Source organism: Pseudomonas lactis, assembly GCF_001439845.1.
Lineage (GTDB): Bacteria > Pseudomonadota > Gammaproteobacteria > Pseudomonadales > Pseudomonadaceae > Aquipseudomonas > Aquipseudomonas lactis.
Genome location: NZ_JYLO01000003.1, coordinates 453,634 through 470,900, shown reverse-complemented (window position 1 = coordinate 470,900; position 17,267 = coordinate 453,634). Strand labels below are relative to the sequence as shown.

The following is a 17,267-nucleotide window of genomic DNA, read 5'->3' as shown; positions in this document are numbered from 1 at the left end:
GATGACCAAAGCCAGGAAAGACCATGCCCAAGATTTCTCACTCAGCGCTACGCCGTAACTTCCGTGACCTGCTGGCAACGCCGATCTGCGTTGAAACCGCTTCCGTATTCGACCCCATGTCTGCCCGCATCGCGGCTGACCTGGGGTTTGAAGTGGGTATCCTGGGCGGCTCGGTCGCCTCCCTGCAGGTGCTGGCGGCCCCCGATTTTGCGTTGATTACCCTGAGTGAGTTCGTCGAGCAAGCCACCCGCATCGGCCGTGTGGCCCAGTTGCCGTTCATTGCCGACGCCGACCACGGCTACGGCAACGCCCTGAACGTGATGCGCACGGTGGAAGAGCTGGAACGCGCCGGCGTCGCGGCGCTGACCATCGAAGACACCCTCTTGCCCGCGCAATTCGGGCGTAAATCCACGGACCTGATTTCCGTCGAAGAGGGCATCGGCAAGGTCAAGGCCGCGCTGGAAGCGCGCGTCGACCCGGCGCTGTCGATCATTGCGCGCACCAATGCCGGCGTGCTGCCCACCAGCGATGTGATTGCGCGTACCAAGGCTTATGAAAAGGCCGGTGCTGACGGCATCTGCATGGTCGGCGTCAAGGACTTCGACCACCTGGAGCAGATCGCAGAGAACCTCAGCGTTCCCCTGATGCTGGTGACCTACGGCAACCCACAACTGCACGACAGTGAGCGCCTGGCCAGCCTGGGTGTGCGCATCGTGGTAGCCGGGCATGGCGCCTACTTCGCCGCGATCAAGGCCACCTACGACAGCCTGCGTGCCCAGCGTCAGCTGACCCACAGCACTTCGAACCTCAGTGCCACGGAATTGACCCACACCTACACCTTGCCGGAAAGTTATGTGGCGTGGGCTGAAGAGTTCATGGATGTAAAAGAGTAATCAATCACTCACGGTTCAGCCGTTGGCGCATCCCTGCGCTGGCGGCCGGGCCGGGCTGTACCTCGCACTGATCCATCGCCACCAACGCACCTTCAGCCGTCGCCATCACCGGCTGCACCGGTCGGCCCGTCTCGCGTTCCACCACCTCGACACTGATGCCCTCCTCGGCGTAATGCCGGTTGCCCCACGCCACTAACGCCATCAGCACCATACGAAAGTCCTCGCCCCTGGCCGTCGGCACGTATTCGTAGCGTGGCGGGCGCTCGCTGTAGGCACGGCGCTCCAGCATCCCCGCTTCCACCAAGCCATTAAGCCGGCGCGTCAACATGTTGGGCGCGATGCCCAGGCTGCGCGAGAACTCATCGAAACGGCGCAGGCCGTGCAAGGCGTCGCGCATGATCAGCATGCTCCACCACTCCCCTACCCGTTCAAGGCTGCGGGCGATGGGGCATTCGGCACTGATGAGGGATTTGCGCTGCATAAGTATTCCTGTGTGCGAGTACAAACTTGAAGGATGCCATGTTACTTTCATGATGATAGTGACGTCCATACGCTGTGTATCCTTCAAGCAACAGGAGTCGATTGAGCATGAGTAAACGTATCGTCGTGACGGGCATGGGCGCGCTGACGCCGCTGGGATCGAGCGTGGAATCCACTTGGCAGCGCTTGCTGGACGGGCAGTCGGGCATCCGTCGTTTGCCGCAAGAATTGATCGGTGATCTGGCGATCAGCATCGGCGGCCAGGTGCAAAGTGTGCTGCAAGACCCCGAAGCCGGTTTTGATCCTGATCGACTGCTGGCGGCCAAGGAACAGCGCAAGATGGACCGCTTTATCCTGTTCGCCCTGGCGGCCGCGGATGAAGCCTTGAAGCAGGCCAATTGGGCACCCAAAACACCCGAGGAGCAGGAGCGCACGGCGACCATCATCGCCTCCGGCGTCGGTGGCTTCCCAGCCATTGCCGATGCGGTGCGCACCACCGACAGCAAGGGCCCGCGTCGTTTGTCGCCCTTCACCATTCCATCGTTTCTGAGCAACATGGCTGCCGGGCATGTGTCGATCAACTATGGCTTGAAGGGCCCGCTGGGTGCGCCTGTCACTGCGTGTGCCGCCGGGGTTCAAGCTATCGGCGACGCAGCGCGAATGATCCGCGCCGGAGAAGTCGACGTCGCGGTATGCGGAGGTGCCGAAGCGGCGATTCATCGCGTCAGCCTTGCCGGCTTCGCCGCGGCGCGGGCGTTGTCCAGCGATTTCAATGACAGCCCGCAGCGTGCTTCGCGGCCCTTCGATCAGGCGCGCGACGGCTTTGTGATGGGCGAAGGCGCCGGCATTCTGGTGATTGAAGAGCTGGAGCATGCCCTGGCACGGGGTGCGCAGCCGATTGCCGAACTGGTGGGCTATGGCACCAGCGCAGACGCCTATCACATGACAGCAGGGCCTGAGGATGGTGACGGTGCGCGCCGGGCAATGACCCAAGCGTTGCGCCAAGCGGGTATCGAGGCGTCGCAGGTGCAGTACCTGAATGCCCACGCAACCTCCACACCTGTGGGCGACAAAGGCGAGCTGGCGGCGATCAAAACGGTATTTGGTACCGGCGGCAGCCCGGCGATCAGCTCGACGAAATCCGCCACCGGCCACTTGCTCGGTGCTGCGGGGGGCATCGAAGCCGTCTTCACCGTACTCGCCCTGCGTGACCAGATCGCGCCAATGACACTCAACCTGGAAAACCCGGACGCCCTCGCCGACGGCCTGGACATGGTGCGTGGTGAGGCGCGCCCCATGGCGATTGAATATGCGCTGTCCAATGGCTTTGGCTTTGGCGGCGTGAACGCCAGCGTGCTGTTCCGACGCTGGAGATGAGCCAGGGTTTGCCCCAGAGGTGAATTTCACCGACCATGGCGCCTTTCTGTTCCTGCCAACACGAGGTGCCCATGGCCAACCACGACCTGTCCTATACCCCTGATCCGGACGCCGATTCCATCTCCTCTGACGTGATCGGCTTCAACGGCATCCTGGTCTCCACCCAGATTCCCACCCGTGCCGATGGCAGCCTGGAGCTGGGCGATATCACCCAGCAAAGCGAGTGCACCCTGCAAGCGCTGAAAGTCGCGCTGGAAAAAGCCGGCAGCTCCATGGACCGGGTTATGCACTTGACTATTTACCTCACCGACATGGCCGACCGTGCCGCGTTCAACGAGGTCTACAAGCGCTTTTTCGCCAAGCCCTGGCCAGTGCGGGCAGCAGTGGGCGTTGCCGCCTTGGCGGTGGAAGGTATGCGGGTGGAAGTGACGGCGATGGCTGCCAAGGCTTGAATCTGTGACGTTTTTAGAACCGAACTGATCGGAATGTTGAACTCGGTCAAAAAGGTGGGAGCTGGCTTGCCTGCGATAGCGGTGGTGAATGTTCAATCGCCATCGCAGGCAAGCCAGCTCCCACATTGGGGCTTCGTTGCGTTGAGTAATGCGTTCGCTTAACGGACTTGCATTAGGCCCGACAGCCCTGCGGTAGATGCCGCCCAGGCATTTCGCGGCTACAATGCGCGCCTCAACCGTGACAAGCCTGACTAAAAAAACTATGTCCTTGCCCAAGCATCACCTGGAATTGCTCAGCCCTGCCCGCGATGTCGCCATTGCGCGCGAGGCTATCTTGCACGGCGCCGACGCCGTTTATATCGGCGGGCCGAGCTTCGGCGCCCGCCATAATGCGTGTAACGAGGTGAGCGATATCGCTCAACTGGTGGAATTCGCCCGCCGCTACCACGCCCGCGTCTTCACCACCATCAACACTATCTTGCATGACAACGAGCTGGAGCCCGCACGCAAGCTGATCCATCAGCTCTACGATGCCGGTGTCGATGCGTTGATCGTGCAAGACCTGGGCGTGATGGAGCTGGATATTCCGCCGATCGAGCTGCACGCCAGCACCCAGACCGACATCCGCACACTGGGCCGGGCCAGGTTTCTCGACCAGGCCGGTTTCTCGCAGTTGGTACTGGCCCGCGAGTTGAACCTGCAAGAGATTCGCGCCATTGCCGATGAGACCGATGCTGCCATCGAGTTCTTTATCCACGGCGCCCTGTGCGTAGCCTTCTCCGGCCAGTGCAATATCTCCCACGCGCAAAATGGCCGCAGCGCCAACCGTGGCGACTGCTCCCAGGCCTGCCGCCTGCCCTACACCTTAAAAGATGACCAAGGCCGCGTTGTAGCCTTTGAAAAGCACCTGCTGTCGATGAAAGACAACAACCAGAGCGCCAACCTGCGCGCCCTGGTCGAAGCGGGCGTGCGTTCGTTCAAGATCGAAGGCCGCTACAAGGACATGGGCTATGTGAAGAACATCACCGCCTACTACCGCCAGCGCCTCGACGAGATCCTCGAAGACCGCCCGGACCTGGCCCGCGCTTCCAGCGGCCGTACCGCGCACTTCTTCCTGCCCGACCCGGAAAAAACCTTCCACCGTGGCAGCACCGATTACTTTGTCAGCGACCGCAAGATCGACATCGGCGCCTTTGACACCCCGACCTTCACCGGGCTGCCCGTGGGCACCGTGGAAAAAGCCGGCAAGCGCGACTTGCAGGTGGTCACCCATGAGCCGCTGTCCAACGGCGACGGCCTGAATGTGCTGATCAAGCGTGAAGTGGTGGGCTTTCGTGCCAACATCGCCGAGCCCAAGGGTGAGTTCGAGGAAGACGGTGAGAAGCGCTACCGCTACCGCGTCGAGCCTAACGAAATGCCGGCCGGCCTGCATCAACTGCGCCCCCATCACCCGCTCAACCGCAACCTGGACCACAACTGGCAACAGGCCCTGCTCAAGACCTCGGCCGAGCGCCGTATCGGCTTGTCATGGGTCGCGCGCCTGCGTGAAGAGCAGCTGCAAATCACCGCGACCAGCGAAGAAGGCATCAGCGCCAGCGTTATCCTGCCCGGCCCGTTTGGCGTGGCCAACAAGCCGGAACAGGCGCTGGACACCCTGCGCGACCTGCTCGGCCAGCTCGGCACCACCGAATACCATGCCACCCGCATCGAGCTGGATGCGCCGCAGGCATTCTTCATCCCCAACTCGCAGCTCAAGGCCTTGCGCCGTGAAGTGATCGAAGCGCTGACTGCCGCACGCGTCGCCGCGCACCCACGGGGTGGGCGCAAGGCTGAAACCTCGCCGCCGCCGGTTTACCCTGAGGCGCACTTGTCGTTCCTGGCCAACGTCTACAACCAGAAGGCCCGGGACTTCTACCATCGTCACGGCGTAAAGCTGATCGACGCAGCCTTCGAAGCCCACGAAGAAACCGGCGAAGTGCCGGTGATGATCACCAAGCACTGCCTGCGTTTCTCGTTCAACCTGTGCCCTAAACAGGCCAAGGGCGTGACCGGGGTGAAGACCAAGGTGGCGCCGATGCAGTTGATCCATGGTGACGAAGTGTTGACCTTGAAGTTCGACTGCAAACCTTGCGAGATGCACGTGGTGGGCAAGATCAAGGGGCATATCCTCGGCCTGCCGCAGCCAGGCAGCGCAGTGGAGCATTTCAACCCGGAAAACCTTATCTACCAAGGCACGCACTAACCCTCACCTGTAGGAGCGAGCTTGCTCGCGAAAAACCAGAGAACGCCGCGTTTCACCCCGATGCGCTGCGTCATCGTTAACCATCTTCGCGAGCAAGCTCGCTCCTACCCAGGTTGCGGGGCCACCACCAGCCCCGCTGCAACCCCGCCGCTGCCAGCAGAATCGCCGCCACGCCCAGCCATTGCAGCCACCCCAGGCGATGCCCGAACGCAATCCAATCCACAAAGATCGCTGCAATCGGGTAGATGAACGACAGTGCGCCAGTAATGGCCGTCGGCAATTTCTGGATCGCGCCATACAGCAGCACATACATCAACCCGGTATGCACGACCCCCAAGGTCACCAGCGCAGCCCAGGCATTTGTGGACGCAGGTAAGCCATTCCAGGGCACCAGCGGTGCCAGTAGTACCGCACCAGTGGCCACCTGAATCAATGCCATCAAATGTGGCGGTATTTCCTTGAGGCGCTTGATGATCAGCGCAGCGATCGCATACAAAAATGCCGCCCCCAGGGCCAGCGCGATGCCTACCAGATAATCACCGCCACCGGTTTGCTCGCCATGGGCGGTGACAATCGCCAACATGCCCAGGAACGCGACGCTCAACCACGCCAGTTTCTGCACGGTGATTTTTTCACCGAGAAACACCGCCGCCAGCATCACCAACATAAACGGCTGCACGTTATACACCGCCGTGCTGATAGCGATGGAGGCACGGGAATAGGATTCAAACAGCAACAGCCAGTTGCCGACAATGGCCACGCCGCTGAGCATGGCCAGCCCCAGTTTCGCCCAACTGAGCAGGTCTACACGCAGGTAACCCAGCCAGGCGCACACCAGTAACAGTGTCAGCGCGCCGATCACGCAGCGCCAGAACACCACCTCGATCACCGACACGCCAGACACCAGCACAAACCAGCCAATACTGCCCGAGATCAGCATGGCGGCGACCATTTCCCACGACCCGCGACGGATGGATGAATCCATGATTGAAGCTCCTCAAGTGAAGCTCCAGTATGGCAATCTGTCCGCGACGGCTACAGCGTCTAAAAAAGGCAAAACCCCGAATTCACCTTTTCTTATTAGGCACAGACCATGATCGACACCATCGACCAGCAATTGATCGCCGCCTTGATGGACGACTCGCGGCTGTCCCTCAAGGCCCTTGCGGGCATCACCGGGCTGTCCTCGCCCAGCGTCAGCGAACGCCTGCGGCGCCTGGAAGAACGCGGCGTGCTGACCCACTACACCGTCGACATCGACCCCAAACACTTCGGCTACCTGCTGCAAGCCATCGTGCGCATCCGCCCCCTGCCCGGCAAACTGCAGGAAGTGGAGCGCCAGATCCAGGCAATCCCTGAATTCACCGAATGCGACAAGGTCACCGGCGAGGACTGCTTCATCGCACGCCTGCATGTGCGCACCATGGACCAGTTGGACAGCCTGCTGGACCGGATCAATGGGTATGCCGAAACCAATACGGCGATCGTGAAGAAAACCCCGGTGAAACGGCGCCTGCCGCCGCTGGGGGATCGCTAAGGTGCCATGCCAAGGGCGTGTCATGACCAAACACAGTCAAATGTGGGAGCGGGCTTGCTCGCGAATACAGGGTGTCAGTCACCGACTATGTTGACGGGTATACCGCATTCGCGGGCAAGCCCGCTCCCACAGGGGATCTGCGCCGGGCGCTGATTCTGTGGGCAATACATAATTAGTGTGGGAGCTGGCTTGCCTGCGATAGCGATGGTTCAGTTGAATATTCAGTGACTGACACGCCGCATTCGCGGGCAAGCCCGCTCCCACAGAAGCCACTTCAAGCCGTTGATTGTTTGAACCCGCACTTGGCCACGGCCCTCCAACCTGAATGAACCACGGCCGGGTACACGCACAATGACGTTCATTTTATGGTTGGCCGTATTGGGCGCGGTGCTGCTGACGCTCGCGCTCACCTCCTCCTACCTGCGCTGGATGCCAGTCACCACCTCAGCGGTGTGCCTGCTGCTGGGTATCGCCATCGGCCCGCTGGGCGTTGACTTGCTGGACCTGGACATCAAGGATTCGGCGCGCTGGATGGAGCACCTGACCGAAGTGGCAGTGCTGTTTTCGCTGTTTGTCAGCGGCTTGAAATTGCGCCTGCCGCTCAAGCATCGCACCTGGCGCATCGCCTTTGGGCTGGCCGGCCCGGTCATGCTGTTGACCATCCTCGGTACCGGGCTGTTGCTGCATCACCTGCTGGATATGTCGTGGGGCGTGTCATTGCTGGTGGGCGCGATTTTGGCGCCGACCGACCCGGTGCTGGCGGGCCTGGTTCAGGTCAACAATGCCCAGGATTACGACGCGCTGCGCTTCGGCCTGTCCGGCGAAGCGGGGCTGAACGATGGCAGCGCCTTTCCGTTTGTGATCTTCGGCCTGCTGTTCATGCAACACAGCGGCTTCGATGGCGACTGGGTCGGCGGTTGGGTGCTGAAAAACCTGGTATGGGCGGTGCCGGTCGGGCTATTGATCGGCTACTGGATGGGGCGAGGTATCGGCCGTGTGACGTTGCGCCTGCGGCTGATCAATGCCGACAGCACCCTGTCGCCCAATGATTACCTGACGCTGGCATTGATCGCCCTCGCCTATGTGAGCGCCGAAGCCGTGGGCGGCTATGGCTTCCTGTCGGTATTCGCGGCGGGCCTGGGGTTGCGTCAGGCCGAGGTGAAGTCCACCGGTAATGCCCAGACACCCGCCGAGCACCTGGCGCAACCGGTGGTGGGCCACCTTGAAATCGAGCCCGAGCAAGCCTTGCATGGCGACGTCAGCCACCTGAAAGACACCCAGATCGCGGCAGGTGTGATGATGGGCGACATGCTGGCCTTCGGCAGCCTGGTGGAGCGGGCCATGGAGGTGTTCCTGGTGACAGTCTTGGGCATCGTGCTGATCAGCCACTGGGAGTGGGCCGCGTTGGCGGTAGCGCTGCTGCTGTTCTGTGTAATTCGCCCCGCCAGCGTATTCGCCATGCCGTGGGGCCGCCTCCTGGACCGTCGTCAACGCAGCCTGGTCAGTTGGTTCGGTATTCGTGGGATCGGCAGCATTTACTACCTGTTCTATGCGCTCAACCATGGGCTGGTCGGCACCAGCAGCGAGGTGGCGGTCAACCTGACGCTGTCGGTCATCGCGTTGAGCATCCTGGCCCATGGCCTGAGTACCCAGCCGATGCTGGCGTGGTATGAGCGTCAGGCTGCGCAAAAAAAATGAATCCTGCACCGCGCCGGGGTTTCAAACAGTCAGGACCCACAGTACGAGCCAGCCAATGAAAAAGATCGCCCAACGATTGCTTGAGGAACGCCAACGCCTGGGATATTCGCAGCAATATCTGGCGCAGGCAGGCGGCGTGACCGCACGCGAGCAACGTCAATATGAAGTGGGCGAAGACCTGCCCCATGCCGACTATCTGGCAGCCTTGGCCGAGCATGGGGTGGATGTGGTGTATGTGATCACGGGCAAGCGCAGCACGGTGGTCAATATCAGCCGCGACCAGGCGCAGACGCTGATCGATAACCGCGTGGTGGGCCAGGAGGTGTCGCTGGACGGCGGGGCCGAGGAAGAAGTCTACTTCAAGCTCAGTAACCCCTCGGGCCCGCCGCCGGATCAGTCCTGATTTTCAGTGTTGCCAACGTCCGCCGCTTCATCCAGGTTGTTCAGCGGTACCTCGGCATCGTCCATCAGCGAACCCGGGTCTTCGTTGCCGGGGTCGTTGAGTTCTTCGTCCAGTTCTTTTGACATGTGCGTCTCCTCTAACCGCCTTGGGTATCGATGTCGGCATCGGTTTCAGGCTTGGGCTCGCGCTCAGGCTTGAAGTCTGGACTGTAGTCGTTTTCCTTGGCCTTTGGGTCGCTCGCAGGCGTCGGATCCTTGGGCGCATCGGCGGCGGTGCCAGGGGCAGGCTCGCCGCCGTCGATCGCGGGGTCATTGCGATTGTTAGTCTGTGGATCATTAGATTGGGTCATGAGGCACCTCTTTGCAGGCCGGTAAAAAATCTGTACCGCATAGAGGTAAGGCGTCATGGCCACGGCTGAAGTTCCGTTCGCTTGCTCAGCGCAGCGGGTTGTCTACCTGGATATAGAACGCATAGATGCCCAACACCAGCCAGAACACCATGAACAGCCATGGCGCACGCATGGAAAACAACAGCGACTTGCGATAGCCCTTGTGGCTCGACTCCACCTCGGAAAACAGCGGCGATTCATCGTACGCCATGCCCATCACCGGCTCGCTGCGCAGCAATTCGCTTTGCTTGTAGTGCCAGTGGTCGATGATTTCATACGCCGCACGGATACCGGGCCAGGCATTCAGCGAACTGAGAATACCCAGCGAAACCAGGAAGATCGGCACCACCAGCGTGAACAGCTTGCCCCATTCCGGGTTGAGGTTACCCATGCCGGAAACAAAGGCAATCACCAGGAAGGACTGCGCCGTCAGGTAGGCGTCGGTGCGGTTGGCCAGGATGCTGGTTTCGTACTGAATCTCGCGCCGGTAAAAGTCGAGGCGGTCCTTGGGCGAGCCGAAAATCTTTGCGTTGTGTTCGCTGTGGTCGTTCAGGGCCGCTTCCGGAGTGTGGGGGGAGATGATTCTGGACACGACGGTGCTCCACAAGGTGACGAAACTCCTTAGAAGAATCGGGGCCTAGTGAAGTTCAAGTCGGTTCACGCACCAATTCAGGGCAGCCACCGCCCTCTGTAGGATCGAGCTTGCTCGCGAAAAACGTCAACGCTAACGCGGGCTGCCTGATTAAACGCGGTGCCGGCGAGTTTTTCGCGAGCAAGCTCGCTCCTACAGGGGATTAACGGCATTCCGGCACAGGCATTGCTTTATCCATTCACCACCCGGAAAACAGGAGCATGCGTTACCCCCTGACCCAGAGCCGCCCCCATAAGAAAGTAAGGACCAGGTCTGTTGGCACCTTCAGCCACGGGCTCATAAAAACATGCGTTTTTTTAAGCGGCAGTGCCACCCAAAGCCACACTGGGCACTGACAAGGTACTGGAATGGCTCGATCTTTCTTTGATGAAATGAATGACGCAAACGGCGTATGCCGTGCGCACTATCAGGACTTCTCTCGCTGGCTGGCCAACACGCCGCCGGAACTGCTGGCCCAGCGTCGCCGTGAAGCGGATTTGCTGTTCCATCGCGCCGGGATCACCTTCACCCTGTATGGCGACGAGCAAGACACCGAACGCCTGATTCCCTTTGACATCATTCCCCGCAGCATCCCCGCCAGTGAATGGAGCCTGATCGAGCGCGGCTGTATCCAGCGGGTTAATGCATTGAACATGTTCCTCGCCGACATCTACCACGACCAGCGCATCATCAAGGCCGGGATCATTCCCGCCGACCAGGTCCTGGGCAATGAGGGCTATCAGAAAGCCATGGTCGGTCTTGACCTGCACCGCGGCATCTACTCGCACATCTCCGGCGTCGACCTGGTTCGCGACGGCGACGGTACCTACTACGTGCTGGAAGACAACCTGCGCACCCCCAGCGGCGTGAGCTACATGCTCGAAGACCGCAAGATGATGATGCGCCTGTTCCCGGAAGTGTTCGCCAAGCAGCGCATTGCGCCGGTGGATCATTACCCTAACCTGCTGCTCAAGACCTTGAAGAACTCCAGCCGCCTGGACAATCCCAACGTGGTCGTCCTGACTCCAGGGCGCTTCAACAGCGCCTTCTTCGAACACGCGTTCCTTGCCCGGGAAATGGGCGTGGAACTGGTGGAAGGCGCCGATCTGTTCGTGCAGGACCTCAAGGTGTTCATGCGCACCACCGACGGCCCCAAGGCCGTGGACGTGATCTACCGGCGCATCGACGACGCTTTCCTCGACCCCCAGGCGTTCAACCCCGAGTCGATGCTCGGCGTGCCCGGGCTGGTGGCGGCTTACTGCGCCGGCAATGTGGTACTGGCCAACGCCATCGGCACCGGGGTGGCTGACGACAAGTCGATCTACCCCTACGTACCGGCCATGATCCGCTTCTACCTGGACGAGGAACCGATCCTGCAGAACGTGCCGACCTTCCAATGCCGCAAGCCCGATGAACTGTCCCATGTGCTGGCCAACCTTGAGCAATTGGTGGTCAAGGAGACCCAGGGTTCCGGCGGCTACGGCATGCTGGTGGGCCCGGCGTCGACGGCCGCCGAGATCGAAGACTTCCGCCAGCGCATCAAGGCCCGTCCCCATGCCTATATCGCCCAACCCACCTTGAGCCTGTCCACCTGCCCGACCTTTGTCGAAAACGGCATCGCGCCCCGGCACATCGACCTGCGACCCTTCGTGCTCTCGGGCAAGGAAACCCGCCTGGTGCCCGGTGGCTTGACCCGCGTGGCGCTGAAGGAAGGCTCGCTGGTCGTCAACTCGTCGCAAGGCGGTGGAACCAAGGACACCTGGGTGGTGGAGGGCTGAGTATGCTGAGTAGAACGGCTGCAGATCTGTATTGGATGTCGCGCTACCTGGAACGCGCCGAGAACCTGGCACGCATGCTGGAAGTCAGTTATTCGCTGTCCTTGATGCCCCAGGCCGGGCGCAGCGATGGCCTGGATGAACTGGCGATGTCGTTGCTCAGCAGCGGCACCCTGGACAGCTACCTGGAACGGCACCAGACCCTGGATGCTGAGCGCATGTTGCACTTCTTTGCCCTCGATGCAGAAAACCCCGCGAGCATTTACAACTGCCTGCGCGCCGCCCGAGGCAATGCCCATGCGGTACGCGGGCGCATCACCGCCGACATGTGGGAAAACCTCAACGCCACCTGGCTGGAAATGCGCAGCATCGCCGCCGGTGGCCTGGCGCGACACGGTATCAGCCACTTCTGTGACTGGGTCAAGCAGCGCTCGCACCTGTTTCGTGGCGCAACCTCGGGCACCATCATGCGCAATGACGCCTACCGTTTCATTCGCCTGGGCACCTTTGTCGAGCGCGCCGATAACACCCTGCGCCTGCTGGATGCACGCTATGAGATGTTCGGCGAAGAGTCCGAAGAAGTCAGCGACCTGTCGGCACGCGGTTATTACCAGTGGAGCGCCCTGCTGCGCGCGTTGTCGTCGTTCGAGGCGTATACCGAGCTGTATCCGAATGCCTTGAATGCACGCTCGGTATCCGAGCTGTTGCTGTTACGCAGTGATGTGCCGCGTTCGCTGCATGCCTGCATCGAGGAATTGAGCCATATTCTGGCGGACCTGCCCGGCAGTTATGGGCGCACGGCGCAACGCCTGGCGGCGGAGTTCGAGGCGCGGCTGCGGTACACGGGGATTGATGAGATTCTGGAAGATGGGCTGCACACTCGGCTGACAGAATTCATCGACACCGTGCGTGAGTTGGCGCGGGAGATACAAAGCTCCTACCTGGAAGTGGTCTAACACAAACCTGTAGGAGCGAGCTTGCTCGCGGAAAACTCACCGGCGCCGCGTTTATTCAGAAAACCCGCGTTATCGTTGACGTTTTTCGCGAGCAAGCTCGCTCCTACTGGGGGGTGATCGCCCACCAGCGCGGCAGCAACTGGCGCACCCGCGATTCGCCGAAGCGGTCGTCGATCAGCATCACCACCCCGCGATCCTGCTGGCTGCGGATCACCCTCCCCGCTGCCTGCACCACTTTCTGAATGCCGGGATACAGGTAGGTGTAGTCATACCCCGCGCCAAAGACCGCGCCCATACGTGCCTTGATCTGTTCATTCACCGGGTTGAGCTGCGGCAAACCCAGGGTGGCGATAAAGGCACCGATCAGGCGCGCACCCGGCAGGTCGATACCTTCGCCAAACGCACCGCCCAGCACCGCAAAGCCAATGCCCTGGCTGTGGTGGGTGAACTGGTCTAAAAACGCTTGGCGCTCGGCCTCGGCCATGCCCCGCGCCTGCAACCACAACTCAACCTGTGGGTGCCGTTCGGCCATTAACTGGGCCACCTGTTGCAGATAATCGAAGCTTGAGAAAAACGCCAGGTAGTTACCCGGTTGCGCGGCGAATTGCCGGGCGAGCAGTTCCACAATGGGCTCCAGCGATGCCTGGCGATGCACAAACCGCGTAGAGATGCGGTCAACGATGCTGACCTGCAATTGCTCGGCCCTGAACGGTGACGCCACATCAACCCAGGCGGTATCCGCCGGCAGGCCCAGCAAGTCGGCGTAATAATGGCGCGGGCTCAGGGTCGCAGAAAACAGCACGCTGCTGCGTGCGGCGGTCAGCCTGGGCCGGATGAACTCGGCCGGCACCACATTGCGCAGGCACAGGGTCGAGCTACTGCGCTTGCCGCTGAACTGGCGCTTGGTGATATCGAAGATAAAGTGCTCATTGAACAGCTCGGCCACTTTGGCCCATTGCAGCGCGTCGAAGTAGAAGGCTTGCAGATCACCGCTGAGGGCTTCGGGGTGGTCGTTGAAGTAGTCGCCCATGGCGCTGGTGCACAGGCTCAGGGCCTGGAGCAGTTTGTCCGGTTTGGCCGCGTATGCCTGATACGGCGCGAGTTGGTCCTTGTGCAACGCATTCCACTCGCGGTTCAAGCGCTGCAAGGGCTTCTTCAGTGTCTCGGGCGCGCTCTCGCGCAAGGTCTTGAGGCTGTACTGGTCCAGGCTGGCGCTGTACATCGAGCGCGCGCGTTCGACCAGGTTGTGCGCCTCGTCCACCAGCACCGCGACGCGCCATTGGTTGAGCTGGGCCAGGCCGAACAGCATGGCGCCAAAGTCGAAATAATAGTTGTAGTCGGCGACGATCAGGTCGCTCCAGCGCGCCATTTCCTGGCTCAGGTAGTACGGGCACACCTGATGGGCCAGCGCTACGTTGCGCAGGCTGCGCTGGTCGAGCAGGCGCACCTGGGACGCAGCCTGGCGGGCGGCAGGCAGGCGGTCGTAAAAACCCTTGGCCAATGGGCAGGAATCACCGTGGCAGGCTTTGTCCAAGTGTTCGCACGCCTTGTCCCGGGCCACCAGTTCAAGCACACGCAGTGACAGCTCGGGGCTGCTGTCGTACAGAACCTGGGCGGCATCCAGGGCCAGCTTGCGGCCGGGCGTCTTGGCGGTGAGGAAGAACAGTTTGTCCAGTTGCTGCGGCGCCAGGGCCTTGAGCAGCGGAAAAATAGTGCCGATGGTCTTGCCAATACCCGTGGGCGCCTGGGCCATCAGGCACCGGCCCGTACTCACCGCTTTGTAGACCGACTCGGCCAGGTCGCGCTGCCCGGTACGGAAGTCGGCATGGGGAAACGCCAGGCTCTGCGCAGCGGCGTTACGCGCGTCGCGATGCTGCATCTCTTGCCGGGCCCAGTCCAGGAACAGCGCGCATTGGTGATTGAAGAATTGCTCAAGGCCTGGCGCATCGAATCGCTGGTTCAGCACGGTTTCGCCTTCGCCGACGATATCGAAGTACACCAGCGCCAGGTCAATGTGATCGAGCCCGAGTTTCTGGCACATCAGCCAGCCATACACCTTGACCTGGGCCCAGTGCAGTTGCCGGTGGTTGGCGGGCTGAGCGGCGAGGTCGCCACGGTAGGTCTTGACTTCTTCCAGGCGGTTGGCGTCCGGGTCATAGCCGTCCGCCCTGCCCCGCACCTTGAGCTGCTGGTAGTCGCCCTCCAGGGCAACCTCATGCTGATAATGCGCGCTGCGCCGGGACGCCACCGTACGATGGCCGACAATGCCTTCCTGGGCGCTGGGCGACGGCGTAAAGCGCAGGTCGAGGTCGCCGACCTTGGCGGTGAACTCACACAGCGCCCGCACGGCCACGCTGTAACTCAAGCGGGTTGCTCCGCCCAGCGCACGTAGCAAACGGTGACCGGCATCTGGTATTCGCCGCAGAATGCCAGCCAACGCAACTGGTTGTCTTGCAGGCGGTCGCCGGGGCCCTTGACCTCGATCATGCGATAGGTGTTTTGCGCCGGCCAGAACTGGATGAGGTCCGGCATCCCGGCCCGGTTGGCACGGATATCCTGCAACAGGCGCGTAAACCAATGGCGCAAATGCTCGGCGGGCAGGCAGGCCAGGGCTTGCTCCAGCAGTTCTTCGCTGAGCAGGTTCCAGAACACAAAGGGCGACTGAATGCCCCATTTGTCCATGTAGCGTTGGCGGATGCTGGCCTTGTAGCGACCGTCCTCCAGTTGCGCAAAGCACGCGGCAAACAAGGCTTCACGGCGCTGATAAAAGTCCTCGCTGTGCAAGTCCGCCGGCCCGCGCTGGAACGGGTGGAAGAACGCCCCTGGCAGCGGTGCGAAAATCGCTTCCCAGCACAGCAAGCCAAACAGCGAATTGATCAGGCCATTCTCGACGTAATGCACCGGCGCATCCGGTTCACTCAGGTGCGCCAGCACACAGGACTCCACCGACAGCAGCGGCTCCTGCACCAGCGCCAGGTCCAGGCGCGCCACCGCTTGGGGCTTGGCCCTGGGCAGCGCCGGCCCGCCAAGTTTGCGGCGCAGGCGCGGCACGACGCGCAGCAGGTGTTGTTGTTCCGCTGCGCTGTGTGGGGCCTGTTGCGCCTCGCTCGCCAAGGCCATGGCTTGGGCGTAATCCTCCTGGCGCTCCAGTACGCGGATCAGCCGCGCCCGCGCACCGGGATAAGTGCAATTGCGGTAGATCTGTTCGGCCAGTGCCAGCTCGGCGCAACGTTCGCAATACTGGCCGATCTGGAACAGCAGCTTGGCGCGGCGCTTTTCCAGCCAGGGGTTGTCGGTACACAGCGTGGCGACCTGTGCCAACACCGTATCCAATGCCTCACCGGCTTCAAAGGCTTGCTGGCAATGGTGCAGGAACAGAAACCCGTGCACGTCGTCACGGCTGCGTAAACCGCGAGACTCGGCGCAGAACTCGACTTTTTCATAGGTGTAGATACCCAGGTCCGCCAGCACGAACTCCGACCAGTCTTGGTGCAGGTTGCCGAAGAACATCAGGCGCAGGCGATCACATAACTCCATTACCGTCAGGCTATAGAGCACATCGTCCACGTCGGGGCACCACTGGGCAAAGCTGCGCGTTTCGGTAAATTGCGCGGCCAAGGGTTCAAGCCAATCGGCCTTGTTGGCCTTGGGTTGATCGATCCAGGGCCTGAAGGCGCCGAGCAGTTCACTTTTTTGCAGCAGCGCAAACAGGGTGGCAAACGGCAGCGGGCTTTGATCCTCGACCCATCCCAACTCACGCAAAGGCCGCGCCGCCGCATGAGGGCAACCGATTTCCAGGTAATGGAGCTTGGCGGCACGAAAATGCACGCCCTTGCGCATCACCATCCGCACCAACAACGCCTGGGACGCCTGGGGCAACCTGTCAAATTGCTGAATGAAATGCTGTTCGTGAGCATCGAGCAAATCGGCATAGCGTTGCCCCAACCACACCAGCACTTGGCGGAAGTTATGCAGGTAATACAAGGGGTCTTCGAGGGGATTGGCCATGGCGCAAAGCAATCAAGTACTGGTTATGCATACAGATTGCCGGGGCAAAGCGGTTGTTGCAATCAGTAATAGATAAATGGCGCCTGCAACTTTTTGCAAAAAAACAATCTGATGAGGGGGTTGATCAAGTAATATTTATGGCCGCGCAGCCAGACGCTGCGGGACTTTTCAGGGTTAAAGGTAAGGGTTATGAACATGAAGAATTTGGGTCTGCCACTGGTTGCACTCACTTTTCTGGTATTGGCCGGTTGCTCCACGCAAACCGTAGTGACCTTGCAAAATGGCACGCAATATTTGACCAAGGACACGCCCAACGCCAAGACGGCCGACGGCTTCTACGAGTTCACCGATATTGCCGGCAAGCGTATTCGTATCAAGGCCGATGATGTGGCCACGGTGCGTAAGGAAAAATGATCATCTAGCAACA

The 17,267-nt window shown here is 61.0% G+C and carries 17 protein-coding genes; 10 read left to right on the top strand and 7 right to left on the bottom strand.

Annotation, left to right across the window (positions count from 1 at the left end; genetic code table 11):
• Positions 1 to 23 precede the first annotated feature (23 nt).
• Entirely contained in the window at positions 24 to 893 is an 870-nt protein-coding gene (locus TX24_RS07065) for an isocitrate lyase/PEP mutase family protein (protein WP_003191182.1), read from the top strand.
• Positions 894 to 897: 4 nt separating this feature from the next.
• On the opposite strand, the gene TX24_RS07060 is transcribed toward TX24_RS07065, so the two are convergent.
• Positions 898 to 1,374 carry a winged helix-turn-helix transcriptional regulator gene (locus TX24_RS07060; protein WP_057709980.1) on the bottom strand — a complete coding sequence of 159 codons (477 nt, stop codon included), beginning with the start codon at positions 1,372 to 1,374 and terminating at the stop codon, positions 898 to 900.
• 107 nt (positions 1,375 to 1,481) lie between these two features.
• Between TX24_RS07060 and fabF the strand changes: the two genes are divergently transcribed.
• The 3 genes from fabF to TX24_RS07045 all read left to right on the top strand — a co-directional run bounded on the left by fabF (position 1,482) and on the right by TX24_RS07045 (position 5,444).
• Entirely contained in the window at positions 1,482 to 2,750 is a 1,269-nt protein-coding gene (gene fabF, locus TX24_RS07055; protein WP_057709979.1) for a beta-ketoacyl-ACP synthase II, read from the top strand.
• A gap of 71 nt (positions 2,751 to 2,821) precedes the next feature.
• Complete coding sequence (locus TX24_RS07050) at positions 2,822 to 3,202, top strand: RidA family protein (protein WP_003191178.1); 381 nt, start codon at positions 2,822 to 2,824, stop codon at positions 3,200 to 3,202.
• Between the two features lie 262 nt (positions 3,203 to 3,464).
• Complete coding sequence (locus tag TX24_RS07045) at positions 3,465 to 5,444, top strand: peptidase U32 family protein (protein ID WP_003191177.1); 1,980 nt, start codon at positions 3,465 to 3,467, stop codon at positions 5,442 to 5,444.
• Between the two features lie 76 nt (positions 5,445 to 5,520).
• Here the strand turns inward: TX24_RS07045 and TX24_RS07040 are convergent, their stop codons facing one another.
• Positions 5,521 to 6,429 (bottom strand): DMT family transporter, encoded by a 909-nt coding sequence (locus tag TX24_RS07040; protein ID WP_057709978.1) that lies wholly within the window; start codon positions 6,427 to 6,429, stop codon positions 5,521 to 5,523.
• A 108-nt stretch (positions 6,430 to 6,537) separates the two neighbouring features.
• Between TX24_RS07040 and TX24_RS07035 the strand changes: the two genes are divergently transcribed.
• The 3 genes from TX24_RS07035 to TX24_RS07025 all read left to right on the top strand — a co-directional run bounded on the left by TX24_RS07035 (position 6,538) and on the right by TX24_RS07025 (position 9,082).
• Complete coding sequence (locus tag TX24_RS07035; protein ID WP_032897385.1) at positions 6,538 to 6,981, top strand: Lrp/AsnC family transcriptional regulator; 444 nt, start codon at positions 6,538 to 6,540, stop codon at positions 6,979 to 6,981.
• A 351-nt stretch (positions 6,982 to 7,332) separates the two neighbouring features.
• Complete coding sequence (locus tag TX24_RS07030) at positions 7,333 to 8,679, top strand: cation:proton antiporter (protein ID WP_057709977.1); 1,347 nt, start codon at positions 7,333 to 7,335, stop codon at positions 8,677 to 8,679.
• A 55-nt stretch (positions 8,680 to 8,734) separates the two neighbouring features.
• Positions 8,735 to 9,082 (top strand): helix-turn-helix domain-containing protein, encoded by a 348-nt coding sequence (locus TX24_RS07025; RefSeq protein WP_003191172.1) that lies wholly within the window; start codon positions 8,735 to 8,737, stop codon positions 9,080 to 9,082.
• Here TX24_RS07025 and TX24_RS32735 read toward each other — a convergent pair.
• The 3 genes from TX24_RS32735 to TX24_RS07015 all read right to left on the bottom strand — a co-directional run bounded on the left by TX24_RS32735 (position 9,073) and on the right by TX24_RS07015 (position 10,062).
• Positions 9,073 to 9,207, bottom strand: a complete 135-nt coding sequence (locus TX24_RS32735) for a hypothetical protein (protein ID WP_275941192.1) — start codon at positions 9,205 to 9,207, stop codon at positions 9,073 to 9,075. The two genes, TX24_RS07025 and TX24_RS32735, sit on opposite strands and share 10 nt — an antisense overlap.
• 11 nt (positions 9,208 to 9,218) lie before the next feature.
• A complete protein-coding gene (locus tag TX24_RS07020; RefSeq protein WP_003191170.1) occupies positions 9,219 to 9,431 on the bottom strand; it encodes a hypothetical protein in 213 nt (70 codons plus the stop codon).
• An 85-nt stretch (positions 9,432 to 9,516) separates the two neighbouring features.
• Positions 9,517 to 10,062: a hypothetical protein gene (locus TX24_RS07015; protein WP_014718415.1), complete on the bottom strand. Its 546-nt coding sequence runs from the start codon at positions 10,060 to 10,062 to the stop codon at positions 9,517 to 9,519.
• A 407-nt stretch (positions 10,063 to 10,469) separates the two neighbouring features.
• Here TX24_RS07015 and TX24_RS07010 point away from each other — a divergent pair, with 407 nt between their 5' ends.
• Complete coding sequence (locus TX24_RS07010) at positions 10,470 to 11,879, top strand: circularly permuted type 2 ATP-grasp protein (RefSeq protein WP_034135613.1); 1,410 nt, start codon at positions 10,470 to 10,472, stop codon at positions 11,877 to 11,879.
• A 2-nt stretch (positions 11,880 to 11,881) separates the two neighbouring features.
• Positions 11,882 to 12,832, top strand: a complete 951-nt coding sequence (locus TX24_RS07005) for an alpha-E domain-containing protein (protein ID WP_003191166.1) — start codon at positions 11,882 to 11,884, stop codon at positions 12,830 to 12,832.
• 103 nt (positions 12,833 to 12,935) lie between these two features.
• Here TX24_RS07005 and TX24_RS07000 read toward each other — a convergent pair whose 3' ends face one another.
• Together TX24_RS07000 and TX24_RS06995 are read right to left on the bottom strand one after the other, a co-directional pair.
• A complete protein-coding gene (locus TX24_RS07000) occupies positions 12,936 to 15,197 on the bottom strand; it encodes an ATP-dependent DNA helicase (protein ID WP_057709976.1) in 2,262 nt (753 codons plus the stop codon).
• Complete coding sequence (locus TX24_RS06995) at positions 15,194 to 16,840, bottom strand: VRR-NUC domain-containing protein (RefSeq protein WP_034135611.1); 1,647 nt, start codon at positions 16,838 to 16,840, stop codon at positions 15,194 to 15,196. Before TX24_RS06995 ends, TX24_RS07000 begins: the two co-directional genes overlap by 4 nt.
• 189 nt (positions 16,841 to 17,029) lie before the next feature.
• Between TX24_RS06995 and TX24_RS06990 the strand changes: the two genes are divergently transcribed.
• A complete protein-coding gene (locus TX24_RS06990; protein ID WP_003191162.1) occupies positions 17,030 to 17,254 on the top strand; it encodes a YgdI/YgdR family lipoprotein in 225 nt (74 codons plus the stop codon).
• Positions 17,255 to 17,267 lie beyond the last annotated feature (13 nt).